The sequence below is a fragment of the Dorea acetigenes genome (genome assembly GCF_025567385.1).
In the GTDB taxonomy this organism is placed as follows: Bacteria; Bacillota; Clostridia; order Lachnospirales; family Lachnospiraceae; genus Claveliimonas; species Claveliimonas acetigenes.
Genome location: NZ_JAOQJU010000041.1, coordinates 1 through 23,261 on the forward strand (window position 1 = coordinate 1; position 23,261 = coordinate 23,261).

26 protein-coding genes, 2 tRNA genes and 1 pseudogene are annotated in these 23,261 nt (G+C 42.7%); 28 read left to right on the top strand and 1 reads right to left on the bottom strand.

Going from position 1 to position 23,261, the window contains the following annotated elements:
- Positions 1-88 precede the first annotated feature (88 nt).
- From OCV99_RS17085 to OCV99_RS17140, 12 genes and pseudogenes are all read left to right on the top strand, one after another.
- Positions 89-730, top strand: a pseudogene (locus OCV99_RS17085) (YtxH domain-containing protein); the annotation flags it as partial.
- Positions 727-1,734: a C40 family peptidase gene (locus OCV99_RS17090; RefSeq protein ID WP_158372217.1), complete on the top strand. Its 1,008-nt coding sequence runs from the start codon at positions 727-729 to the stop codon at positions 1,732-1,734. The pseudogene OCV99_RS17085 and the gene OCV99_RS17090, both read left to right, overlap by 4 nt.
- Positions 1,735-1,749: 15 nt before the next feature.
- Positions 1,750-2,661, top strand: coding sequence for a conjugal transfer protein (locus OCV99_RS17095; protein WP_158372219.1), 912 nt, complete (start codon positions 1,750-1,752; stop codon positions 2,659-2,661).
- Positions 2,662-2,805: 144 nt separating this feature from the next.
- Positions 2,806-3,120, top strand: coding sequence for a DUF6442 family protein (locus OCV99_RS17100; RefSeq protein WP_055267761.1), 315 nt, complete (start codon positions 2,806-2,808; stop codon positions 3,118-3,120).
- A gap of 1 nt (position 3,121) precedes the next feature.
- The gene (locus OCV99_RS17105; protein WP_005342572.1) at positions 3,122-3,331 is read left to right on the top strand and encodes a helix-turn-helix transcriptional regulator; all 210 of its coding nucleotides are present in this window, start codon (positions 3,122-3,124) and stop codon (positions 3,329-3,331) included.
- Between the two features lie 14 nt (positions 3,332-3,345).
- Positions 3,346-3,675: a DUF3784 domain-containing protein gene (locus tag OCV99_RS17110; protein WP_009243023.1), complete on the top strand. Its 330-nt coding sequence runs from the start codon at positions 3,346-3,348 to the stop codon at positions 3,673-3,675.
- 15 nt (positions 3,676-3,690) lie between these two features.
- Positions 3,691-3,915 carry a hypothetical protein gene (locus OCV99_RS17115; protein WP_055171218.1) on the top strand — a complete coding sequence of 75 codons (225 nt, stop codon included), beginning with the start codon at positions 3,691-3,693 and terminating at the stop codon, positions 3,913-3,915.
- Between the two features lie 278 nt (positions 3,916-4,193).
- On the top strand, positions 4,194-4,610 hold the full coding sequence (locus tag OCV99_RS17120; protein WP_118617568.1) for an RNA polymerase sigma factor: 417 nt from the start codon (positions 4,194-4,196) through the stop codon (positions 4,608-4,610).
- Between the two features lie 6 nt (positions 4,611-4,616).
- Positions 4,617-4,865 (top strand): helix-turn-helix domain-containing protein, encoded by a 249-nt coding sequence (locus OCV99_RS17125; RefSeq protein WP_158372221.1) that lies wholly within the window; start codon positions 4,617-4,619, stop codon positions 4,863-4,865.
- Positions 4,866-5,286: 421 nt separating this feature from the next.
- Entirely contained in the window at positions 5,287-5,409 is a 123-nt protein-coding gene (locus tag OCV99_RS17130; RefSeq protein WP_002323371.1) for a hypothetical protein, read from the top strand.
- A 79-nt stretch (positions 5,410-5,488) separates the two neighbouring features.
- Entirely contained in the window at positions 5,489-7,117 is a 1,629-nt protein-coding gene (locus tag OCV99_RS17135) for a recombinase family protein (protein WP_158372223.1), read from the top strand.
- Positions 7,118-7,158: 41 nt separating this feature from the next.
- A complete protein-coding gene (locus OCV99_RS17140) occupies positions 7,159-8,004 on the top strand; it encodes an N-acetylmuramoyl-L-alanine amidase (RefSeq protein WP_465245506.1) in 846 nt (281 codons plus the stop codon).
- Positions 8,005-8,059: 55 nt separating this feature from the next.
- On the opposite strand, the gene OCV99_RS17145 is transcribed toward OCV99_RS17140, so the two are convergent.
- Positions 8,060-9,343, bottom strand: a complete 1,284-nt coding sequence (locus OCV99_RS17145) for an HlyC/CorC family transporter (protein WP_158372227.1) — start codon at positions 9,341-9,343, stop codon at positions 8,060-8,062.
- Positions 9,344-9,504: 161 nt separating this feature from the next.
- Between OCV99_RS17145 and murB the strand changes: the two genes are divergently transcribed.
- From murB to OCV99_RS17225, 16 genes are all read left to right on the top strand, one after another.
- Positions 9,505-10,416 (top strand): UDP-N-acetylmuramate dehydrogenase, encoded by a 912-nt coding sequence (murB, locus tag OCV99_RS17150; RefSeq protein ID WP_158372229.1) that lies wholly within the window; start codon positions 9,505-9,507, stop codon positions 10,414-10,416.
- A 2-nt stretch (positions 10,417-10,418) separates the two neighbouring features.
- The gene (rapZ, locus tag OCV99_RS17155) at positions 10,419-11,300 is read left to right on the top strand and encodes an RNase adapter RapZ (protein ID WP_158372231.1); all 882 of its coding nucleotides are present in this window, start codon (positions 10,419-10,421) and stop codon (positions 11,298-11,300) included.
- An 8-nt stretch (positions 11,301-11,308) separates the two neighbouring features.
- Positions 11,309-12,202, top strand: coding sequence for a DNA-binding protein WhiA (gene whiA / locus OCV99_RS17160; RefSeq protein WP_158372233.1), 894 nt, complete (start codon positions 11,309-11,311; stop codon positions 12,200-12,202).
- Positions 12,203-12,212: 10 nt separating this feature from the next.
- On the top strand, positions 12,213-12,470 hold the full coding sequence (locus OCV99_RS17165) for an HPr family phosphocarrier protein (protein ID WP_158372235.1): 258 nt from the start codon (positions 12,213-12,215) through the stop codon (positions 12,468-12,470).
- A 112-nt stretch (positions 12,471-12,582) separates the two neighbouring features.
- Positions 12,583-13,515: a diacylglycerol/lipid kinase family protein gene (locus OCV99_RS17170; protein WP_158372236.1), complete on the top strand. Its 933-nt coding sequence runs from the start codon at positions 12,583-12,585 to the stop codon at positions 13,513-13,515.
- Positions 13,516-13,656: 141 nt separating this feature from the next.
- A tRNA-Glu gene (locus OCV99_RS17175) sits at positions 13,657-13,728 on the top strand.
- Positions 13,729-13,926: 198 nt separating this feature from the next.
- Complete coding sequence (gene fba / locus OCV99_RS17180; RefSeq protein ID WP_158372238.1) at positions 13,927-14,895, top strand: class II fructose-1,6-bisphosphate aldolase; 969 nt, start codon at positions 13,927-13,929, stop codon at positions 14,893-14,895.
- Between the two features lie 196 nt (positions 14,896-15,091).
- Positions 15,092-16,450 (top strand): ArsB/NhaD family transporter, encoded by a 1,359-nt coding sequence (locus tag OCV99_RS17185; RefSeq protein WP_158372240.1) that lies wholly within the window; start codon positions 15,092-15,094, stop codon positions 16,448-16,450.
- Positions 16,451-16,486: 36 nt separating this feature from the next.
- Positions 16,487-17,083, top strand: coding sequence for a cytidylate kinase-like family protein (locus OCV99_RS17190; protein ID WP_158372242.1), 597 nt, complete (start codon positions 16,487-16,489; stop codon positions 17,081-17,083).
- Positions 17,084-17,275: 192 nt separating this feature from the next.
- Positions 17,276-19,387: a glutamine synthetase III family protein gene (locus OCV99_RS17195; protein WP_158372244.1), complete on the top strand. Its 2,112-nt coding sequence runs from the start codon at positions 17,276-17,278 to the stop codon at positions 19,385-19,387.
- A 204-nt stretch (positions 19,388-19,591) separates the two neighbouring features.
- A complete protein-coding gene (locus tag OCV99_RS17200; RefSeq protein ID WP_158372246.1) occupies positions 19,592-20,080 on the top strand; it encodes a DUF1700 domain-containing protein in 489 nt (162 codons plus the stop codon).
- Positions 20,081-20,301: 221 nt separating this feature from the next.
- On the top strand, positions 20,302-20,484 hold the full coding sequence (locus OCV99_RS17205; RefSeq protein WP_227193336.1) for a hypothetical protein: 183 nt from the start codon (positions 20,302-20,304) through the stop codon (positions 20,482-20,484).
- Positions 20,485-20,624: 140 nt separating this feature from the next.
- The gene (locus tag OCV99_RS17210) at positions 20,625-21,818 is read left to right on the top strand and encodes a THUMP domain-containing class I SAM-dependent RNA methyltransferase (protein ID WP_158372248.1); all 1,194 of its coding nucleotides are present in this window, start codon (positions 20,625-20,627) and stop codon (positions 21,816-21,818) included.
- Positions 21,787-22,395: an XTP/dITP diphosphatase gene (locus OCV99_RS17215; RefSeq protein WP_158372251.1), complete on the top strand. Its 609-nt coding sequence runs from the start codon at positions 21,787-21,789 to the stop codon at positions 22,393-22,395. Before OCV99_RS17210 ends, OCV99_RS17215 begins: the two co-directional genes overlap by 32 nt.
- Positions 22,396-22,413: 18 nt before the next feature.
- Positions 22,414-22,893: a metallophosphoesterase family protein gene (locus OCV99_RS17220; protein ID WP_158372253.1), complete on the top strand. Its 480-nt coding sequence runs from the start codon at positions 22,414-22,416 to the stop codon at positions 22,891-22,893.
- 38 nt (positions 22,894-22,931) lie between these two features.
- Positions 22,932-23,012, top strand: a tRNA-Leu gene (locus OCV99_RS17225).
- Positions 23,013-23,261: the final 249 nt, after the last annotated feature.

Below are 23,261 nucleotides of genomic sequence, written 5' to 3' on the forward strand. Positions count from 1 at the left end.
TCTGTTTTCTGCCATTTTGTTCACTCCTTATTCTCTAGATTATATCTCAAATCCTTGAGAATGGGGTGTCAACTTTTTTTATACCACATCAAAAAATAAAGTGAAAGACAAGGCAAATGCTGTCAAAGAAAACATCAAGGATATGCCGACACAGACCGCTTATGCGGTGTATTCCGCAAAGGAAAAGGCAAAGTCCAGCGTGTCCGATTTCAAGCGTGGCGTAGTGCAGGAACAGCAGTCCAGACAGTCGGGACGCTTGGAAAAGCAGGAACAGCATAGACAGAATATCGCTGACAAAGGTATGGAGCTTCAAAAGGCACAAGAAGCAAGGCAGGCACAGCGAAAGGCTGACGGATCAGCGACAACGGGAGCTACCCGTTCCCATGAGCGACCAGCCACAGCTTCAATCATTCCAAAGCCGAGTGCTGAAAAAACGCAGGAAGTCAAACGTCCTGCCACAGCGACCACTTCAAAAGCAAGTGAGTTAGTCAAAACAAATGTTATCAAAGAGCGTCCGTTATCTTCTGGTGCTTCTGATAGAAAAGCGACCCAGCCTACACAAACAGTACATAGGCAGAATGTAGAAAAAGTGGTATCGCAGGAAACACACCAGAATGACACCAAAGACCGCAGGACAAAGGTTCAGCAGACGCAGAGCGTCCAGAAGAACCAGCAGACCACAGAGAAAACCCGTAACCTTGTAACGAAGAAAGGACAGAAGAAAAAATGAAACTGAAACATATCGCTATTATCGGCAGTCTGTTTCCTATCCTCTTTTCTCTGGTGCTTTTCTTTGGTGTCCTCATTAGTGCGGACAGCGACGACGAGAACAGCAACTTTTCTTCTGGCATTACGGGTATGAACTTATCCGCAGAAGTCTTGAAACATCAGCCTATGGTGGAAAAATACGCTAGAGAAAACGGTATCTCCGAGTATGTCAATGTGCTACTTGCTATCATTCAAGTAGAAAGTGGCGGTACGGCAGAAGATGTTATGCAGAGTTCGGAAAGTCTTGGTTTACCGCCTAATTCCTTAGATACAGAAAGTTCAATCAAGCAGGGGTGTAAGTATTTTGCGTCCCTGCTTTCTTCCTGCAAAAATCAAGGTATCGACGATTTGAATGTAGCGATACAGTCTTATAACTATGGCGGTGGCTATGTGGGATATGTGGCAGGAAAAGGGAAAAAACACACCTTTAACCTTTCAGAGAGCTTCGCTCGTGAGAAGTCGGGCGGTAAAAAAGTAACCTACACCAACCCGATAGCCGTTGCGAAGAACGGGGGCTGGCGGTATGGCTATGGAAATATGTTCTACGTCGAATTAGTCAATCAATATCTAACTGTTCCGCAGGTGTCGGGAGAGCTGGCACAAAAGGTAATGAATGAAGCATTGAAATATCAAGGCTGGAAGTATGTGTATGGTGGCAGTAACCCGAACACTTCCTTTGATTGTAGCGGACTTGTGCAATGGTGTTATGGAAAAGCTGGTATCTCCTTGCCAAGAACGGCACAAGCACAGTATGACGCTACCCAACATCTTCCACTTTCGCAGGCAAAGGCTGGGGACTTGGTATTTTTCCATTCTACCTATAACGCTGGTTCGTATGTAACCCACGTCGGCATTTATGTAGGAAATAACCAGATGTACCATGCAGGCGACCCGATAGGATATGCAGACCTAAGTAGTAGTTACTGGCAACAGCACTTAATCGGTGCAGGACGAGTAAAACAATAGAAAGGACTTGAAAATATGTTTAAGAAGAATAAGAAACAGACAGAAACTATCAAAGAACCAAAAGAAAAAAAGGTGCATACTGTCAAGGTAGGCACACATAAGAAAACCGTGATTGCGTTGTGGGTGGTGCTTATCGCAAGCGTGAGCTTTGGGGTGTATAAGAATTTTACCGCTATCGACCAGCACACCACCCATGAAAAAGAAATCATTGAGCTTCGCTTGCAGGACACCAACGGGATAGAAAATTTCGTGAAGAATTTTGCGAAGTCCTACTACACATGGAATAACAGCAAAGAAGCGATTGAAGCAAGGACGCAGGCAATCAGCAGTTATCTGACAAAGGAATTGCAGGACTTGAATGTTGATACAATCAGAACGGATATACCGACCAGCTCCACAGTTACAGATGTGATTGTGTGGCATATCGAGCAATCAGGAACGGACACTTTTTCTGCTACCTACGAAGTAGATCAGCAGATAAAAGAGGGAGAACAGACAAGTAATGTCAAGGCAACCTATACCGTAAAAGTCCATGTAGACGCTGACGGGGATATGGTAATCGTTCAGAACCCTACCCTTGCACCAGCAATCGAAAAATCAGACTATGAGCCAAAGACACCAGAAGCAGACGCAAGTGTAGACGCTGATACTGTCAATGACGCTACCGCATTTCTGGAAACATTCTTTAAGCTCTATCCAACAGCCACAGAAAAAGAGCTTGCCTACTATGTAGCTGGAAATGTGATTGAACCTATCGGCAGGGACTACCTTTATTCTGAATTGGTAAACCCTATCTTTACAAAGGACGGGGACAATGTGAAAGTCAAGGTTGCGGTAAAATTCATTGATAATCAGACAAAAGCGACGCAGGTATCGCAGTATGAACTTGTACTACATAAGGATAGCAACTGGAAGATTGTAGGATAAATGATATAGCGTGCATTTCCTATCAGATTTGCACGCTTTTACAAAACGACAAGAAAACTGTGCAAAAATATTGACTTGTAATGACCGAATGCTATAATATAAATGACAAGTGTACTTGGTATTATTTGAAAGGAGCGTTATATAATGGATAAAGAAAAAATACTATCACAAAACAAAAAAGAGAATCTATATCTTGATGAATACGAAAAACATATTAAACTTCAAGGGAAATCTTTTGGCTTAATGTTTGTTTTATTTATCTGCATTTTAATTCTTTTCATTAAAGCAGTTTGTAAAGAACCTTACTATGATATAATGACAATTATTGGGTCTGTGGCATTTGGCTCTATGGGTTATGAAGCACATATTTCAAAAAATAAATCCAAATTTGTTATTGCTTTATTCTTTCTTCTATTTATGGGGTATTACTTTTATAAATTTTTAATGATAGGTTTATAGAATGGACGAACATTTAATTTTGCGAAACAGATTAAAAACTGTACGAAAAGAAAAAAAATTATCACAAACAGAATTAGCTGAACTAGTCGGGGTTTCTCGGAATACAATTAGTTCTATTGAAACTGGACAATTTAATCCAACAGCAAAATTGGCATTAGTGCTTTGTATAGCTTTAGATAAAAAATTTGAAGAATTATTTTATTTTGATTAAAGGAGAGAACGATTATGGAATTAGAGGAATTGATTGTTGAAATAGTTATAGGATTGTTTTTACTTTTTATATCTTATCAAATAGGAATAAAAGAGAATATTACTTTATTACATGGTTATCATTATACACAACTTGACCCTAAAGATAAAAAGGTGTTTACAAAAAAAATAGGAATAGGCACTTTACTGGTTAGTATTGGTATTCTTGTTATGCCGATTATCAATTTAATCTCTCATTCTGAATTAGGCTATTACATAGGTCTTATTTTGATTGTTGTAGGAGTGTTTTATATCATATTCATCATTGTAAAATACAACGGAAAACTTATTAGCTTTAAAAAGTAGAATTGAGGTATGAATATGATAGGACTGAACAAAAGAGATATAAAAAAGGCATTGAAAGCTGGTGCAAAAGCTGGCGGTGTATCATTGGCTGATGTTCGGGCGGATATTGAAGCTACGATTGATGAAGCTATGAATAGCACCGACCCAGAGGTGCAGGCAAATTTCAAAAAGTATTTTGGGAATAAACGCCCTACACCAGAAGAATATATTTATAAGATTACCAAAAAGACAAAAGTGTAATACAAAACAAATGCTGTAATGGGGATTGTATTATGGAACATTTTAAGCGAAATTCTATACAATCATACACTACTTAATAGCATTTTATTAAAAACTGAATATCTTACAGCTTTAATAGCTCGTATAAAACTATATGTTTTGTGCGGGCTTTTTTCATGCCTAAAAAAATTTTTAAATTTTTTCGGTTTCAACTTAGCAAATCACACCTGCCGTTCCCTATATGGTGCGGAAAGAGGGATAACCACTTTTCACGTCGTAACGGAAAGGGGGTGCGATTGATGAAACCGTCTGACTTCCAGAAAACAGTTCAATGCCGTTTTGAAAGTTGTTTGAAGAAAGTTGTCCGACATGTTGTTAAGGACTATCAGAAGAAATTAAAGCGACGACAAAAGGAAGAAACGCTTTTTTGTGAACTTCCAGAAATCGTTGTAGAAAATCTGGCTGTCTGGGACGACTACGATACGAACTATACGATTTTCAATGTATGTGGTAGTGATATTCGTATTTGTGATGATGAATTGGCAGAAGCCTTGAAACATTTGTCTGAGCGTAATCGAGAAAATTTGCTGATGTATTATTTCTTGGAAATGAGCGATACCGAGATTGCAAAAAGACAAAATATTTCAAGAAGTGGTGTTTTTCAAAACCGACACAATTCACTAGAGCTTATGAAAAAAATACTAAAGGAGAAATGATAACAAATGAAACACACAATGAAGAAGCCGTCCTACTATTTGCTTTCACAAGCAATGGACGGGGACGAAAAAGCGATTGAAAAGACACTGGCATTTTATGACCCGTACATATCAAAGTGCTGTCTGCGTCCACTCTATGATGAATACGGCAATGTTTATATTGTTGTAGATATGGAGTTAAAGGGACTTATCAGAGAAGCACTTATCAAAATGATTTTAGGGTTTGATATTGCCTTAGAAATCGAAGAAGAATAACAAGCAGTAACCGCAGAGTATGATTTGTTCAATCCCCTCTTTCCTGCTCTGCACCTGCTTTTACATGAAAGCAACACGCTTTCGCCACAGCTCTTTGACAACTGAATAAAGCAGACAGATACGTTTGTGAGATAGCGAGCCACGGGGACTGTACGCCACGACCTTTTCAAAAGAAAGCGAGCGACCCACGCAGTGATCCGAGAGCGACTGTTGGAAAAGTCGTTTTGCCACGACCTATCCTCACAAGATAATGATACGTCCGCATGGTGCGGTTCTGCCCACAAGAATGGGAATAGTTGAGATACTAACGGAGCTTTCCAAAGCCGTCTGTCTGCTTCTGTAACATTGTGAAAAATACGCATATTGGATAAGCCTATGTGCGTATGTTGAGAATAGATAGCTGACTAAGGGGGCTGATAACTTGGCTAAAAAAGAACCTGCACAATATATCGTAGAACGGGAATTTTTAGGTAAATTTTCCGTAGAGGAATTGCTTGTCCGTATCGTGAAATCTCATGTGAAAAAAGGACTATCAAGAGGGTAAAACCCTTGAAAACAATGGAAAGAAGCCGTACTTTATGGTATAATATTATCATAGGTACGGCAGTTGAATAGGTGGAAAAATGATTTATCAAAAAGGTTCAAACTTATTTAACGTGGCTATTTATATCAGATTATCACGAGAGGACGGAGATAAGGAAGAAAGCGATAGTGTAGGAAATCAGAGAAAACTTTTAACAGAATATGTGAACAAGCATGATGACTTTATCTTATATGATGTTTATATTGATGACGGTTTTACGGGAACGAATTTCAATAGACCAGACTTTCATAGAATGATTGCTGACATTGAAGATAACAAGGTAAATTGTGTTGTTGTAAAAGACCTTTCCCGTTTCGGACGAGATTACATTGATACGGGGCGATATTTGGAAAGAATATTTCCAGAGCTTAATGTTCGTTTTATTTCTGTAACAGATAATATTGATAGTATGAAGCAGGCATACGATATGTTACTTCCTATTAAAAATATATTCAACGAGCAGTATGCCAGAGATATTTCTAATAAAATTCAAGCGACTGTAAAATCAAAGCAGAAAGCAGGAGAATTTATCGGAGCTTTTACAAGTTATGGTTATAAGAAATCTCCTGCAAATAAAAATAAACTTGTGATTGATGAATATGCGTCCGAAGTTGTAAAAAGAGTATTTTCTATGTATGCACAAGGAATAGGAAAACAAAGCATTGCCAAAACACTAAATGCAGAGGGTATCCTTTGTCCGTCGGAATATAAAAAGCTCAACGGCGAAAATTACAAAAATTGCAACCGTTTAGAGAAAACTTCTTATTGGACATATTCCACGATTAAAGTGATGTTACAAAATGAGCTTTATATTGGAAATATGGTACAAGGAAAGAAACATCAACGAATGAGAAGCAAACAGCGTCCAGTTGAGAAAGAAAACTGGATAAGGGTTGAAAATACCCATGAACCGATTATAGACCGTCAACTGTGGGGTAAGGTACAAAAACTGCTGACGAAAAAGCATAGGGATATTGATTTAGAAACAAATAAAAATATCTTTGCAGGTTTTATCAAGTGTGGCGATTGTGGTCGGGCAATGATGAAAAATTTCTGGCGACGTGCTGACGGAAGTAAGTCCTATTCATTCTATTGTGGAACTTACAAAAGAAGCGGAAAAGATTATTGCACTCCGCATACGCTCCCGTTTCAAGTATTGAATGATATTGTGCTGGGAGATTTAAAGCAGATTATCCGCAATGTAGAGAACTTGCAGGAACTTGTAAAATCACAATCTTTCACAGCAACAAAAATCAGAAAATCAACAGACATAGAACTGACAAAGTTAAAAGCAGAACTTGAAAGAGTGAAGAAGCTGAAAAAGTCAATTTATGAAGATTACAAAGACGAACTGATTTCTAAAGAAGAATTTCTTTCTTATCGAGAGGACTATCAACAAAAAGAAACGCTTTACTCCAAACAGATTGAAACGCTGGAAGAAAAGAAAAAGGAAAGTGTAACAGAAGATGTTTTTGAAACACCGTGGTTAAGACGGTTGTTGGAACTGAAAGACATTGAAGAATTAGACAGAGATATTATTGTGGAAATGATAGACCAGATAACAGTTTATGAAAACCGCAAACTTAAAATCTCATACAACTTCGGAAATGAGTTGGAACATTTATTTTCAAGCGTTTACTGTGAGGACTTGGAGAAAAAGGCTATCTAATCTCAATACATTTCTAACTCCCCATATATACTGGGGAATACATACCATATTTGCGCAAACAACAACCAGCACATGGGGGACGGGATCCGGGCGCCGTATACAACGGAAGGCAGGAAAAAGACGATAATCTCCGTCTTGCGCTTGCGGTGGGTGAAATCCTGCAGGAAAATGGAATACAGGTGGAATATACCAGAACGACGGATGTATATGAGACGCCTTACCAGAAAGCGATGGAGGCAAATGAAGCGGGAGTGGACCTGTTTATCTCTATTCACAGAAATTCTTTCCCTACAGATAATGTAGTGTCAGGGGTAGAGTCTCTGGTATATGACCTGTCTGGCCTTAAGCTTCAGATTGCAGAGAGCATCAATGAACAACTGGAGGCAATCGGTTTTGTGAATCTTGGTGTGACTGCAAGACCGAACCTGGTGGTACTGAAGCGGACGAAAATGCCGGCAGTGCTGGTGGAGGTCGGGTTTATGAATTCGGACACAGATAATCAGCTTTTTGATGATAATTTTGATGCTATCGCCCAGGCAATTGCATCCGGGATTCTGGATGTTCTGGAGACAAATCATTTGATTCCGGGAGAATACGGCGGTGCAACGAATCTACAGAATCCATCGAATTCGCAGAATATGCCAAATCCGGAGCACTCCGGTTACATGCCGGTGAATTATCGGGTGCAGGTAGGTGCATTCCGGAATCGTATGTATGCAGAAAGACTTAGAAATGAATTGATGGAGATGGATTTTCCGGCGTTTATCGATGATTCGGGAGAGTACTTAAGAGTACAGGTGGGAGGATTCGACAATCTGGAAGAAGCGGCATTGATGGAGAGACGGTTGAAGCGGGAAGGCTATCAGACAGTTATTGTCAGTGAATGACGGAAGTGATATCTGGCGGAGCATGGCGTCCCGGCAGAGAAGAAGACGGGCGCGATTATTCGTGCCCGTCTTCTTTATTATCTTTGACAGGTTCAGGGAGATACACATGAACCTGCTCGATTCGGTTTTTATCTAATTTCTCTACTACCATACGAATACCTTCCGGTGTAGTTACTTCGTCGCCTACCTCGGGCAGACGGTCAAGATACTGGATGATTAATCCGCCGAGAGAATCATAATCATCGGAAGATAAATCAAGATCCAGGCGGTCGTTTAAGTCTTCCAGATTGATAGAGCCTTCGATAATATACTCGCGTTTGCCGACTTCTTTTACAAAGTCTTCCTCGTTCTCATCATATTCGTCGTGAATCTCGCCGACAATCTCTTCCAGAAGATCTTCCAGGGTAATCAGACCGGCCGTCTCGCCGTATTCATCCAGAACAATGGCGATATTGAAAGAAGCATTACGCATCTCTACCAGCAATTCTGATATGTTTTTATATTCATACGTAAAGTAAGCTTCACGCAGGATGTCGCGGACATGAAATTCCTTTGTGTTGTCAAATAGCAGAAGGTCTTTCATGTTGATGGTACCGATGACATTGTCCGTAGTCTCTTCAAATACCGGGAGCCTTGTAAACTTATCTTCACGAAAAATCTCAATTAATTCATCATAGGTGCTTTCCACATCTGCGAAAGTAACATGGACGCGGGGAACCATAACATCTTTAGCTTTAGCGTCGCCCAGATCAAATACATTGTAGATCATCTCTTTTTCTTCCGATTCGATTACGCCATCTTCATGGCTGACATTGACAATCGTGCGAAGCTCACCTTCGGTCATGGTCTTATATTTTGCATTCGGATCTACACGGAACAGGAATAAAATCCCTGTGGAAAGTCCATTAATAATAAAGATGACAGGAGTCATAAGCTTCATAAAGACATTAATGATTGGCGCGTAGGCAAGCCCCATCTTTTCTGCATGTATGGTGGCCATCGTTTTTGGTGTAATCTCACCGAAAAGCAAAATAAGAACCGTGAGAACTCCGGTGGCAACGGCAACCATCTGTCCGCCCAGCCTGTAAGCAAGCGACGTGGTTAAAGATGATGCGGTCAGGTTCACGATGTTATTGCCAATCAGAATCGCTGAGAGCATCTTCCCGGAATTGTTCGTAACATGCAGAAGCGTTTTGGCACGCTTATTTCCCTCATCTGCCAGGGTACGTATCCGAATTTTATTTGCGGTTGTCAGAGCTGTCTCCGCAGATGAAAAGAATGCGGAAAGCAGCAGCAAAATTACAAGTATTATCAATTGTATGACGACACTCGAGTCCAATGATAAAATCACTCCTTTTTGAATAATGTATAATAGTGCCAGTGGACACTGAAGCTTAGCACTAATGATAACGCATTTCCACTGAATTTGCAAGAGCTCGTTGAATTTATGGAGATTTTAGTGTATGATTGACAGGTAGTAAAAAAGACGAGGAGACGGATATGGGGTTTGAAGTGAAAGATGAGTTAGAGAAAGTTCTTGGCAGACAGAAAGTGCTTTTACAGGAACCGATGAAAAAGCATACCACGTTCCGGGTTGGCGGACCGGCGGATTACTTTGTGATGCCGGAGACAAAGGATGAGATAAGGCGTATCATAACAGTTTGCCGGGAATGTGGGACGCCTTTTTATATTATTGGAAATGGAAGCAATCTACTGGTTTCCGACAAGGGATACAGAGGTGTGATCATTCAGCTTTATAAAGAAATGAGCAAAATAGAGACAGAGGGGAATGTGATCCGGGCAGAGGCAGGCGCGTCTCTTGCCAGAGTGGCAAATGCTGCACTGGAGGCGGGACTTACCGGTTTCGAATTCGCTTCTGGTATTCCGGGAACCCTTGGCGGGGCCTGCGTGATGAATGCGGGAGCTTATGGCGGTGAGATGAAAGATGTGCTTCTTTCTGTGACAGCGCTTGCGGCGGACGGAGAATTTCTGACGATTCCGAAGGACAGACTGGAGCTGGGATATAGAACCAGTGTGTTCGCAAGGAAAGGTTATATTGTGGTGGAAGCGCTTTTGGAACTTAAAGAAGGCAGCAAAGAGGCTATCCGTCAGAAAATGGAAGAATTAAGAGAAAAGAGAATAACAAAACAGCCGCTGGAATATCCGAGCGCGGGAAGTACATTTAAGAGACCGGAAGGATATTTTGCAGGAAAGCTGATTCAGGACGCCGGGCTTCGCGGTTATCGGGTCGGAGGCGCCCAGGTGTCGGAGAAGCACTGTGGGTTTGTGATTAACTGCGGCAATGCATCGGCGGCAGATGTAGATGAATTGATGAAACAGGTGTCTGCAAAGGTAGAAGAGCAGTTCGGAGTTACCTTGGAGCCTGAAGTAAAAAGACTGGGAGAGTTTTAGGCATGAGATTTGTAATTGTTACTGGAATGTCCGGTGCCGGAAAGAGTACGGCGCTTAAGATGCTGGAAGATGTCGGTTATTTTTGTGTGGATAATCTGCCTGTTCCATTGGTGCCCAAGCTGGGTGAGCTTCTTATGGTGCCAAGTACGGAGATTAATAAGATTGCGCTGGGACTTGACATCCGAAGCGGACAAAGTTTTCAGGAGATAGAAAAGGCTCTTACAGAACTGGATAAAATGAAGCTTTCTTATGAGATCCTATTTCTGGATGCGTCGAATGATGTGCTGGTGAAAAGATATAAAGAGACCAGGCGGGCACATCCGCTTGCGGGTCCGAATAGAGTAGATCAGGGAATTGCGCGGGAACGAAAAGAAATGGAAGTCCTTAGGAAGCGTGCCTCCTGGCTGGTCGATACAAGCCGGATGCTGACGCGAGAATTGAAAAAAGAGATCAACAGTATTTTTGTGGAAAATAAAGACTATAAAAATCTTTATATTACGGTACTCTCTTTTGGATTCAAATATGGGATTCCGGGGGATGCGGATCTGGTATTTGACGTTCGTTTTCTTCCGAATCCATATTATATAGAAGAACTTCGCCCAATGAGCGGAAATGACCGTGAGGTGCGGGAGTATGTGATGAGTAATGACAAGGCGGAAGAATTTCTGGATAAGCTTGTAGATATGATACGTTTCCTGATTCCGAATTATATTGCGGAAGGGAAGACGCAGCTTGTGATTGCGGTGGGATGTACCGGAGGGAAGCATCGTTCTGTCACATTGGCAAATGAGTTGTATGAGGCTCTTCAGAAAGACGAAGGAGACTACGGAATTAAGATAGAGCACAGAGACATTGAAAAAGATGCAATTACCAAAAAGATGTAGGAGTAAAAATGTCGTTTTCAGGAGAGATTAAGGAAGAGTTGTCAAAGCACTGTGCGAGAGCGAGACATTGTCAGCTTGCGGAGCTTTCTGCGCTCATTGGAATGTGCGGTGAGATACACAGGGAAGAAAACGGAAGTTTCGGGCTGAAAATTTATACGGAAAATATTTCTGTTATAAGAAAGTGCTTTACATTGTTGGAAAAAACATTTAATATAAGGAAAGAAATTTTTATACAGAGCTGTGTGCGCAGAAATCCGCAGAAAGGCAGTGTGAGCTATCTGCTGCGGGCAAAAGGAGAAGGGCTGCAGGCAATTGAGAGAGCGTCTGTTCAGCCGGTATGCTGCAAGAGGGCGTATATAAGAGGCGCTTTTCTGGCAGCAGGTTCTGTGAGTAATCCGAGTAAATCTTATCATTTCGAGATTGTGTGCGGTACGGAGGACAGAGCGCGCCACCTGCAGGAAATTATGAACAGCTTTGGGCTGGATGCCAAGATTGTAAAGCGTAAAAAGAATTACGTAATATATTTGAAAGAAGGATCACAGATCGTAGATGTGCTGAATATTATGGAGGCACATGTTGCGCTCATGGAGTTGGAAAATGTGCGTATTTTAAAAGAGATGCGTAATAGTGTGAACAGGAAGGTGAACTGTGAGACGGCGAATATTAATAAGACGGTGTCTGCTGCGGTTAAGCAGGTGAAAGACATAGAATATATTCGCGATACGATCGGTTTGGATAAATTGCCGGAAGGATTGAAAGACGTCGCCCTTACACGTCTTGCATATCCCGAAGCAACATTAAAGGAGTTAGGGAATCTTCTGGAGACGCCCGTAGGCAAATCAGGAGTGAACCACAGACTTAGGAAGTTAAGTGAAGTAGCAGATAAGTTAAGGGAAAAGTAGGAGGAACACTATGATTAAGAAACTTGTAACTATGCAAAATGTCAAAGGTTTGGATGCACGTCCGATAGCGCTTCTGGTACAGGAGGCAAGCCAGTATGCCAGCAAGGTATACATAGAAGTGGATGACAAACAAGTAAATGCGAAGAGCATTATGGGGATGATGAGCCTTACCTTCAGCGGAGGAGAAGAATTTACGGTGATTGCAGACGGCGCAGATGAGAAGGAAGCTATTCTGGGAGTAGAGAAATTCCTGGCAAACCAGAAATAATTAAGAAAATACAGGCTGCTGCCGGAAGATTTCCGGCTGCGGCCTTTGTTATAATATAGGGAGTCTGAGGCAGATTTGCCCGCTTTATTTCTATCGTTAGGAGGAAAAGGATATGAAGAAACTGCTATTTGTATATAATCCGCATGCAGGAAAAGGACTTTTGAAGCCTAAAGTGTCTGATATTGTAGATATTTTTGTAAAGGCGGGATATGAGGTAGTCATTTACCCGACGCAGGCTTATCATGATGCATATAAGAAAATCCTTACGTATACAGACCGGTATGATCTGGTGGTGTGCAGCGGAGGAGACGGGACGATTGATGAGGTTGTCAGCGGCATGATGGAGAGAGAAGAGAGGGTTCCGGTGGGATATATCCCTACGGGAACCACGAATGATTTTGCCAATAGCCTGAAGATACCCAAAAACATCTTGGCGGCGGCGGACAATGCAGTAAGCGGAAAGGCTTTTCCCTGTGATGTGGGGAAATTTAATGATGGAATATTTGTGTACATAGCCGCTTTTGGTTTGTTTACAGATGTGTCTTATCAGACAAAGCAGGAAGTCAAAAATGTACTGGGACATTTGGCATATCTGCTGGAAGGAACGAAGCGTCTGGTGAATGTTCCTTCCTATCGGATGAAAGTAACGCATGACGGAGAGACGATAGAAGAAGAATTTATATTCGGGATGGTGACGAATTCCCGCTCGGTAGGCGGCTTTCGCAATATGATAGGAAAGAATGTGCATTTTGACGACGGAGTATTTGAAGTTACGTTAATAAAGATGCCTAAGAATCCGATTGAGCTTCAGGAAATCATAGCGGCGCTGCTTATTGAGCAGGTGAATACCAGACATATGTATACGTTTAAGACGAGTGAGATTTCCTTTGAATCACTGGAAGAGATCCCGTGGACGCTGGATGGAGAGTATGGCGGAAGCCATGATACGGTTACGGTTAAGAATTTGAATAAAGCGCTTCAGATTATGGTTCCGGAAAAGTATATCGGGACGTTGTCGATTTCCGAAGAAGAAGAGAAAGCGTAGTTACAGTTCAGCCATAAGCCGGATCGTGTGTTCATTCATGCAAGCATGATTCACCCACAATCCGACTTATGGCTGAACTGAAAAAAAATAAAAAAAGTACTTGCTTATTAGAGAATAGGGTGCTATAATAAGCAAGTACGGGGCTCCGTGGTCAAGCGGTCAAGACGCTAGCCTCTCACGCTGGAATCAGGGGTTCGATTCCCCTCGGAGTCACTTGGAAAACATCTACAGATTTGGTCTGTGGATGTTTTTTTGTTACTATTTCTCTCGGGGAAAGAAAAACATTTGTTGAGTTTTGCGTTAAATTGGGATATAATGTTTGTGGATAACGTCAATGGACAAAGGTCATTCAGTCTTGTAGATTGACGTATGTGTTAGGACAGAGATTTTTTAGGAAAGAAGGTAAGAGTTATGGCATTAGTAACAACAACTGAGATGTTTAAGAAGGCTTACGACGGCGGATATGCAATCGGCGCTTTCAACGTCAACAACATGGAGATTATCCAGGGTATTACAGAGGCGGCCGGAGAGCTTAAGAGCCCTGTAATTCTTCAGGTATCGAAAGGAGCACGTGCTTATGCGAACCACACATATCTTGTGAAGTTAGTAGAAGCTGCTGTTTTAGAGAATCCGGAGATCCCGATTGCGCTGCATCTGGATCATGGCGATAGCTTCGAGACCTGTAAGAGCTGTATTGACGGCGGATTTACTTCCGTTATGATTGATGCTTCTTCCAAGTCATTTGAGGAGAATATTGCAATTACAAAGCAGGTAGTTGAGTATGCTCACGCGCATGGAGTAGTAGTAGAGGCTGAGCTTGGAACACTTGCAGGCGTAGAGGATGAAGTGGTTGTAGAAGCAGGACAGGAAAGTTATACACGTCCGGAAGAAGTAGAAGAATTCGTAACAAGAACAGGATGTGATTCTCTGGCAATTGCAATTGGAACATCACATGGTGCTTACAAGTTCAAAGCTTCCCAGTGTACACGCAACGCAGACGGCATTCTGGTACCGCCGCCGCTTCGTTTTGATGTATTGGAAGAATGTACAAAGCGTCTGCCGGGATTCCCGATCGTACTGCACGGATCTTCTTCTGTACCGCAGGAGTTTGTTGCAATGGTGAACCAGTACGGCGGAAATATGCCGGATGCAATCGGTATTCCGGAAGCAGAGCTTCGTCACGCAGCAGAGCTTTCTGTATGTAAGATTAATATCGATTCCGATATCCGTCTTGCTATGACAGGTAACATTCGTAAATATCTTGCTGAGCATCCGGATCACTTTGACCCACGCCAGTATCTGAAACCGGCGCGCCAGGCTGTTAAGGATATGGTAGCTCACAAGATTACAAATGTATTAGGCAGTGTTGATAAGATATAATCAGATGCAGAATAAATATCTGAAGTTTTAGAGAGAACCGGCAGCTTTAGCTGTCGGTTCTTTGCGAATGGGGAAAAAATATCAAATTTTTAGTGGACGTAAGAAATTGAAAGAGTTATAATAAAGCGTGTGCGTTAATATAGAAGATAAAATCAGCGCCAAAAAGGGCTGGTGAAAAACAAAGGAGGTAATAACAGTGATAGTTGCACAAAGTTTGGCAGTGATTATTTTTATTGCCATGTTCATATTGATTATTATGGACAAAATTGAAAGACAATACATTACACTGGCATGTGGTATGCTTACACTAATTCTGGTGTTTGGTATTGCTATGCGTGATGTGGATGCTATTATTGAGACGTTGAATGTAAAAAATATTTTTACTGTGGGATTTTGGTATTCTGCCGGAAGCGCGGAAGAAAGCGTGTCAGGAATTAACTGGGCGACCATTCTTTTTATTGCGGGTATGATGATTATGGTAGAAGGAATGGCGAAAGCTGGATTTTTCCGCTGGCTGTGCATGCAGCTTGCGAGACTTGTGAATTACAAGCCGGTACCGCTGTTTATTGTATTTATGATTATGTCTTCCGTGCTTGCTATGTTTATTGACAGTATTACGGTAATTCTGTTCCTGGCAGCCGTGACGGTGGAGCTTGGAAAGCTTTTGAAATTCAATCCGGTTCCTATGATACTGTCGGAAATATTCTGCGCGAATCTGGGTGGCTCGGCGACTATGTGCGGCGACCCGCCGAACATCATTATCGGAACATCACTGGGGTACTCCTTTGTTGATTTCATTACGAATACAGGTGTAATTGCCGGAATCAGTTTGATTCTTGTTGTATTATATTTCTTTATGGTATTTCATAAGCAGCTGAAGACACAGGAAGGCGATGGAGTGGATGCAGCTTCCATGCCGGATCCGAAAGAAGCAATTACAAACAAAAAAGATTTTGTGATTAGCAGCCTGATCTTTCTTTGTGCTATCATATTATTGATTACACATGCGCAGACCGGATTTACGGTAGCGTTAATTGGAGTGGCAGTGGCAATTGTGACGCTGCTTGCAGCCGGAAGGCATGCGCTTGACCTTTTGAAAAAGATTGACTATAAGACGCTTCTCTTTTTTGTCGGTCTTTTTATGGTAGTGGGCGGTCTGGAACAGACGGGGATTCTTGAGGTAATTGCCGGAGCGATCGGAACGGTAAGTAAAGGGAATTTTGCACTTATGGTTGCGATTATCGTATGGGTTTCAGGGCTTGCAAGTGCATTTGTTGACAATATTCCGTTTGCAGCTACCATGGTTCCTGTTATTAAGAGTCTTGCGGCAACACAAGGAGTTGATCTTTCCGTACTTGCGTGGGCGCTTGCAATGGGAACGGATATCGGCGGCAGCGCGACACCGATCGGGGCGTCAGCCAATGTAGTCGGAACATCTGTTGCAGCAAAGAACGGTCATGTGATTGGTTGGGGAGAGTATTGCAAGACAGCGATCCCGGCAACTGTTATTGTGTTAATCGTATCAACAGTATTCATTATTTTACGTTACTGCTAAGCCGGAACGTAGAATGCTTTCAATGGAGGTTAGAGTATGGCAGGGCAGACTATTATTTCTGTAAGCCGTGAATTCGGCAGCGGCGGGCACGAGATAGCCGAAAAGATTGCAAAAGATCTGGGAATGAAGTTCTATGACAGAAAAATGCTTGATGAGATTGCGGCTGAGATGAATGTGCAGGTAGAACTTTTGGAGAAGTATGATGAGAAACCAAGAAATTATATGCTGACAAGAACGGTAGGAAAGTATACGAATTCCATGGAAGAGATTCTTGCGGAGATTCAGTTTGATTTTATTAAAGAAAAAGCAGACAAGGGAGAGTCTTTTGTGGTTGTCGGACGCTGCTCAGAAGCAATTCTAAAGGATTATGAGGGATTGATTTCTATTTTCGTCAGCGGAAAGAAAGAACAGAAGACGGCGCGTGTCATGGAACGCTATCAATTGAGTGAGGCAGAAGCGTTGGTAAAGATGGCAAGACACGACAGAAAGAGAAAACGCTATCATAACAGACATGCTGATACAAAATGGGGAGATTCCAGACACTATGATATTTGTATTAACAGCAGTCCGCTGCAGGTCGATGGAACGGTTCGGGTTCTTGAGAATTATATTCAGGAAAGAATCAATGCATAGAATTTAATGCTTGCATTTTGCGGCGAATTGCGTTATACTAACAGGCATAGCAAGAACAAAGGCGTTCCGACATTGGTTGGAGCGCCCTTTTTTCTGTTATGAAAAACTACTACTTGCGAAAACCGGCAGATTGCTATATCATAAAAGCGGTAGTGCCTGTTTAGGTAAAAACAAAGAAAGGAAACGAGAAATATGAGTGAAGTATTTAATGTAGCAGATATTTTTGGTGAAGATGTATTTAATGACACTGTAATGCAGGAACGTCTTCCGAAGAAAGTCTACAGAGATTTGAAGAAGATGATTGAAGAAGGTAAGGAATTAGACCTTGCTACTGCTGATGTAATTGCACATGAGATGAAGGAATGGGCAATTGAAAAAGGCGCAACACATTACACTCACTGGTTTCAGCCTCTTACGGGCGTTACTGCTGAAAAACATGATTCGTTTATCTCAGCGCCTATGGAAAACGGAAAGGTTCTGATGAGCTTCTCCGGAAAGGAATTGATTAAAGGAGAACCGGATGCATCCTCGTTCCCGTCAGGCGGTCTCCGCGCGACATTTGAGGCAAGAGGATATACAGCGTGGGATTGTACGTCGCCGGCATTTGTCAGAAAAGATGCGGCGGGAGCAACTTTGTGTATTCCGACAGCGTTCTGTTCTTATACGGGTGAGGCGCTTGATCAGAAGACACCGCTTCTGCGTTCTATGGAAGCAATTAATGAGCAGGCTCTGCGGCTGCTCCGTCTCTTTGGCAATACAACTTCTAAGAAGGTAACGCCTTCCGTAGGACCGGAGCAGGAATATTTCCTGGTTGATGCGGAGAAGTTTGAGCAGAGAAAAGACCTGATTTATACGGGACGTACGTTATTCGGAGCGATGCCTCCCAAAGGACAGGAATTAGACGACCATTACTTTGGAACGATCCGCCAGAGAATTGCAGGCTTTATGAAGGATGTCAATAAAGAGCTCTGGAAGGTAGGCGTGACTGCAAAGACACAGCATAATGAGGTGGCTCCTGCCCAGCATGAATTGGCTCCGATCTATGCGCCGTGCAACATTGCGGTTGATCATAACCATCTGATTATGCAGACCTTGAAGCGGGTTGCGTGCCAGCATGGTATGAAGTGCCTTCTTCACGAGAAACCGTTTGCAGGTGTCAACGGTTCCGGTAAGCACAACAACTGGTCCATTACCACGGATGACGGTAAGAACCTGTTAGATCCGGGAAAAACACCGCACGAAAATGTTCAGTTCCTGTTGGTACTTACCTGTATTCTGAAAGCGGTAGATACCCACGCAGATCTGCTCCGTGAATCTGCATCTGATCCGGGTAACGACCACAGACTTGGGGCAAATGAAGCTCCTCCGGCAATTATTTCTATTTTCCTTGGCGAGCAGCTCGAGGATGTGATTGAACAGTTGATTACGACCGGCGAGGCAACCCACAGCTTAAAGGGCGGAAAGCTGGAGACAGGCGTCAGCACGCTGCCGGAGCTTTCCAAAGATGCGACAGACAGAAACAGAACTTCACCATTTGCATTTACAGGTAATAAATTTGAATTCCGTATGGTAGGATCCCGTGATTCTATCGCAGGACCAAATGTAGTACTGAATACAATCGTTGCAGAAGCATTTGCAGAGGCATGTGATATTCTGGAGAATGCAGAAGACTTTGACAAGGCGGTACATGATTTGATTAAGCAGTATGCGACAGAGCATCAGCGTATTATCTTCAATGGCAATGGATATTCAGATGCATGGGTAGAAGAGGCGGAAAGACGCGGACTGCCGAATATTAAGTCCATGGTTGATGCGATTCCTTCCCTTACGACGGATAAGGCTGTGAAGCTGTTTGAGAAATTCCATGTGTTTACCAAGGCTGAGCTGGAGTCCCGTGCAGAGATTAAATATGAGAATTATGCAAAGGCTATCAATATTGAAGCAAAGACGATGATCGACATGGCAAGTAAGCAGATCATTCCGGCTATTATTAAATATACGAAGGAACTGGCGGATACGGTAAATGCTGTGAAGGCAGCAGGCGCAGACGCATCTGTTCAGGCAGAGCTCCTTAACGAAATATCCGGACTTCTTGCAGAAACGAAGAAAGCGCTGTCACATTTGATTGAGGTGACAGAGGAAGCCGGAGCTATGGAAGAAGGCCGGGATCAGGCTGTATTCTACCATGATGTGGTATTTACATCCATGGATGCACTCCGGGCGCCGGTAGATAAACTGGAGATGATTGTTGACAAAGAGGCATGGCCGATGCCGTCCTATGGCGATCTGATGTTTGAGGTATAGGGATACATAAGTGACGGGCTGTTATAACCGAACGGCGGCTTGTTTATAGAATATTAAGAACCTTGCACTTGGAAATATCATTTATACATGATATGATAAGTGCAAGGTTTTTTATAATACTATATTATAAAACGATCCGAGGCGGACTTGTCCGCTTTGTTATCATAATATAATGTATGGCAGAACCGGGAGGAGGAAACAAGAATGACACGAAGTGAATTCCTGGAAAAGCTTCGGGAAGCGCTCTCGAATGATTTGAACAACCAGGTGGTTCAGGAAAATATTCGATATTATGATTCTTATATAGCAGAAGAGGTGAGCAAGGGCAGAAGTGAAGAAGAGGTTATCGCAGAACTGGGAGACCCCTGGGTGCTGGCGCAGACGGTGATTGATATGTCTGAGAGCACGGGCGGTTATCGGGAAGGAGATTCCGGATATGAGACTGCGGGAAGCAGACGGTCGGACAATCAGGGATATCGTCAGGAATACAGCAGCGCAGGAAGAAGAGATACGCATGTGTTTCAGATAGACAGTTGGTGGAAGAAACTGCTGGTCCTTTTGGGAATTATAGGGATATTGGTGTTGGTGGTAGCTGTGATTGGAGGAATCTTCAGCCTTTTGGCTCCTTTTATCGTCCCGATATTGATTATTGTGCTGGTAATGAAGTTGATCGGTGATAACCGACGATGGTGATGGAAGAGAATAGGAAGAAAGTAAAAGACCGATGGGGGAGCCATCGGTCTTTTGAGGGGAGTATAAATAATTAATAAGGGGTTGTAGAAAGTGTTCTTCCTACATCAATAAGTATAATATAGTATGGAAGAAATTGCAAGAAAAAATTAAAAAAATATACATAAAAAGATGTAACAGAGACATACTAAGACCGTAATCAAATTGATTAGGAGGAATAGAATATGTCAAACAATTACAGCTCATCTAACAACAATATGGGAAATGCAAACAATAAGAATGCAAGAAATGCATCCGATAAGAACACCACAAACAGAAATGCATCCGACAAGAACACGATGAACAAGAATGCATATGGACAGAATTCCACAAACAAGAATTCAGCAGGACAGAATTGCAATTACTAAATGAAGGAAAAAGCAGAAGGAGAGGCGTACCGAAAGGCGTCTCTCCTTCTGCTTTACTCTTCTTACTGTTCTTCTTGACAAAATATATGGAAAGAAAGTAAGATGGTAGAAAGATGAAAGACAATGATTTGGAGTAGTATATGGACAGAATAGAGTTGATTGCTCCGTGCCATTTTGGCCTGGAGGCAGTACTGAAAAGAGAAATATTGAATCTGGGATATGAAATTTCAGAGGTAGAAGACGGCAGAGTATCCTTTTACGGAGACAGGAAAGCAATTTGCCGTGCCAATATATTTCTCCGCACGGCGGAGCGTATTCTTTTGAAAGTCGGACAGTTCCGGGCAGTTACTTTTGATGAACTTTTTGAAAAGACGAGAGCAATTCCCTGGGAGGAATACATTCCGGAAAATGGGAAGTTCTGGGTCGCAAAAGCCGCTTCTGTAAAGAGCAAATTGTTTAGCCCTTCGGACATTCAGTCAATTATGAAGAAAGCGATGGTAAAGCGCCTGCAGGAGAGATATCATACGGACTGGTTTACAGAGGAGGGGGCAGCCTTTCCTGTGAGAGTCTTTTTTATGAAGGATGTGGCGACGGTCGGTATTGACACATCAGGAATCTCTCTGCATAAGCGGGGATACCGGGAAGTGTCCGGGAAAGCGCCGATTACAGAGACACTGGCGGCGGCGCTGATTATGCTGACGCCCTGGAACAAAGATCGGATTTTGGTAGATCCTTTCTGTGGAAGCGGGACATTTCTAATCGAGGCGGCGATGATGGCTGCAAATATCGCGCCGGGCATGAATCGTTCTTTTACGGCGGAAGAGTGGAAGAACTTTATCCCGAAGAGAGACTGGTATGACAGTATTGATGAAGCAGAAGCGTTGATTCATGATGAGATTGAGACAGACATTCAGGGATATGACGTAGATGGCTCGGTAATAAAGGTGGCGAGACGCAACGCCAGAGAAGCAGGAGTGGAGCATCTGATACATTTTCAGGAAAGAGATGTGAAAGAACTGAGACATCCGAAGAAATATGGATTTGTGATTACGAATCCTCCGTATGGAGAACGGCTGGAGGATAAGAAAGATCTTCCGGCGTTGTACCGGACATTTGGCGAAAGCTTTCGGACGCTGGATTCCTGGTCTGCGTATATGATTACCAGCTACGAAGAAGCAGAGCGGTATTTTGGCCGCAAAGCGGATAAGAACCGAAAAATATATAATGGAATGTTGAAAACATATTTTTACCAGTTTTTAGGACCGAAGCCGCCGAAGCGGCCGGGGGAAGGCAGGAGAGAAGATGGACAAAATAGTATTTGCAACGGGAAATGAAAATAAGATGATAGAGATCCGTATGATATTGGAGGATTTGGGAATAGAGATCCTTTCTCAGCGTGAAGCGGGGATTACGGCGGATGTAATTGAAGATGGAGCAACTTTTGAGGAAAATGCCATGATTAAGGCGAGGGAGATTGCAAAATATACAGATGCAATTGTGCTGGCGGATGATTCAGGACTGGAGATTGATTATCTGAATAAGGAGCCGGGGATTTATTCGGCAAGGTATATGGGAGAGAATACTTCTTATGATATTAAGAATCAGGCGCTTCTGGATCGGCTTGACGGCGTGCCGGATGAGAAGCGTACAGCAAGATTCGTCTGCGCTATAGCGGCTGTATTTCCGGACGGGACAGAAGAAGTCGTGCGGGGAACCATGGAAGGTATCATCGGACACGAGATTATCGGAGAAAATGGGTTCGGATATGATCCAATCTTTTTCCTGCCGGAATATCATTGTACCAGCGCCCAGCTTCCGCCTGAGAAGAAGAACGAATTAAGCCATCGGGGCGAGGGACTCAGAAAGATGCGTGTGGTAATCGAGAGTAAACTTAAGGAAGCGAGTAAATAGGAAAGAGCAGGACGGGGTATGAGAATTCTAATTGTCAGCGATACGCACAAATCTCATGTGAATTTGGAAAAGGTTTTGAAGCAGACGGAGCATATAGATACGCTGATACATCTTGGAGATGTAGAAGGCAGGGAGAAGGATATAGAAGCACTGGTTGACTGTCCGGTACATATGGTTCGCGGCAACAATGATTTCTTTTCCGAGCTTCCCAGGGAGGAAGAGTTTTTTATAGGAGGGCATCATGTATTCATTACGCACGGGCATGGCTATTACGTGAGTATGGGAGAAGAACGCCTGAAGCTGGAAGCCCGCGGGCGGGGAGCAGATATTGTGATGTACGGCCACACGCATGTGCCTGCGCTTACGGTTGAGTCGGATCTGGTTACACTGAATCCGGGGAGTATTGCTTATCCGAGACAGCAGGGAAGAAGGGCAAGTTATATTTTGATGCAGGTAGATGAAGTGGGAAAAGCTGATTTTGAAGTTTGTTATATTTGACAAGACGCCGGTAAGGTGATAATATAATTTCGTGCTATGCGGATGTGGCGGAATTGGCAGACGCGCCAGACTTAGGATCTGGTGTCTACGACGTGCAGGTTCAAGTCCTGTCATCCGCAGGATGAGCTCTCAGCCTTTGAATATCGGGGATGAGGGCTTTTTTTGATTCTGCTAGCCAGAAGAACGTGTTAAAATGAAAATAGCCAGAAGATTTGAAATCTTAAAGAAAATGCTTGACATTCAGGTTACTTGACACTTTATGATGGAATCAAAGGGGTAGTGTAAAGTAGTCTATGAAAAAATGGAGCTGAAAAAATGGCTCCATCGGAACCTTGAAAATTGCAGATATATTAGCTTTTGGCGGTGTC

Coding starts and splice junctions, on each gene's coding strand:
- murB (WP_158372229.1), top strand. CDS start 9,505: ATGGGGTTTGAAGTGAAAGATGAGTTAGAGAAAGTTCTTGGCAGACAG.
- OCV99_RS17220 (WP_158372253.1), top strand. CDS start 22,414: ATGAGAATTCTAATTGTCAGCGATACGCACAAATCTCATGTGAATTTG.
- OCV99_RS17205 (WP_227193336.1), top strand. CDS start 20,302: ATGTCAAACAATTACAGCTCATCTAACAACAATATGGGAAATGCAAAC.
- OCV99_RS17165 (WP_158372235.1), top strand. CDS start 12,213: ATGATTAAGAAACTTGTAACTATGCAAAATGTCAAAGGTTTGGATGCA.
- OCV99_RS17215 (WP_158372251.1), top strand. CDS start 21,787: ATGGACAAAATAGTATTTGCAACGGGAAATGAAAATAAGATGATAGAG.
- OCV99_RS17125 (WP_158372221.1), top strand. CDS start 4,617: ATGAAACACACAATGAAGAAGCCGTCCTACTATTTGCTTTCACAAGCA.
- OCV99_RS17110 (WP_009243023.1), top strand. CDS start 3,346: ATGGAATTAGAGGAATTGATTGTTGAAATAGTTATAGGATTGTTTTTA.
- OCV99_RS17090 (WP_158372217.1), top strand. CDS start 727: ATGAAACTGAAACATATCGCTATTATCGGCAGTCTGTTTCCTATCCTC.
- OCV99_RS17120 (WP_118617568.1), top strand. CDS start 4,194: ATGAAACCGTCTGACTTCCAGAAAACAGTTCAATGCCGTTTTGAAAGT.
- OCV99_RS17135 (WP_158372223.1), top strand. CDS start 5,489: ATGATTTATCAAAAAGGTTCAAACTTATTTAACGTGGCTATTTATATC.
- OCV99_RS17195 (WP_158372244.1), top strand. CDS start 17,276: ATGAGTGAAGTATTTAATGTAGCAGATATTTTTGGTGAAGATGTATTT.
- OCV99_RS17095 (WP_158372219.1), top strand. CDS start 1,750: ATGTTTAAGAAGAATAAGAAACAGACAGAAACTATCAAAGAACCAAAA.
- OCV99_RS17190 (WP_158372242.1), top strand. CDS start 16,487: ATGGCAGGGCAGACTATTATTTCTGTAAGCCGTGAATTCGGCAGCGGC.
- OCV99_RS17170 (WP_158372236.1), top strand. CDS start 12,583: ATGAAGAAACTGCTATTTGTATATAATCCGCATGCAGGAAAAGGACTT.
- fba (WP_158372238.1), top strand. CDS start 13,927: ATGGCATTAGTAACAACAACTGAGATGTTTAAGAAGGCTTACGACGGC.
- OCV99_RS17210 (WP_158372248.1), top strand. CDS start 20,625: ATGGACAGAATAGAGTTGATTGCTCCGTGCCATTTTGGCCTGGAGGCA.
- whiA (WP_158372233.1), top strand. CDS start 11,309: ATGTCGTTTTCAGGAGAGATTAAGGAAGAGTTGTCAAAGCACTGTGCG.
- OCV99_RS17115 (WP_055171218.1), top strand. CDS start 3,691: ATGATAGGACTGAACAAAAGAGATATAAAAAAGGCATTGAAAGCTGGT.
- OCV99_RS17200 (WP_158372246.1), top strand. CDS start 19,592: ATGACACGAAGTGAATTCCTGGAAAAGCTTCGGGAAGCGCTCTCGAAT.
- OCV99_RS17100 (WP_055267761.1), top strand. CDS start 2,806: ATGGATAAAGAAAAAATACTATCACAAAACAAAAAAGAGAATCTATAT.
- rapZ (WP_158372231.1), top strand. CDS start 10,419: ATGAGATTTGTAATTGTTACTGGAATGTCCGGTGCCGGAAAGAGTACG.
- OCV99_RS17105 (WP_005342572.1), top strand. CDS start 3,122: ATGGACGAACATTTAATTTTGCGAAACAGATTAAAAACTGTACGAAAA.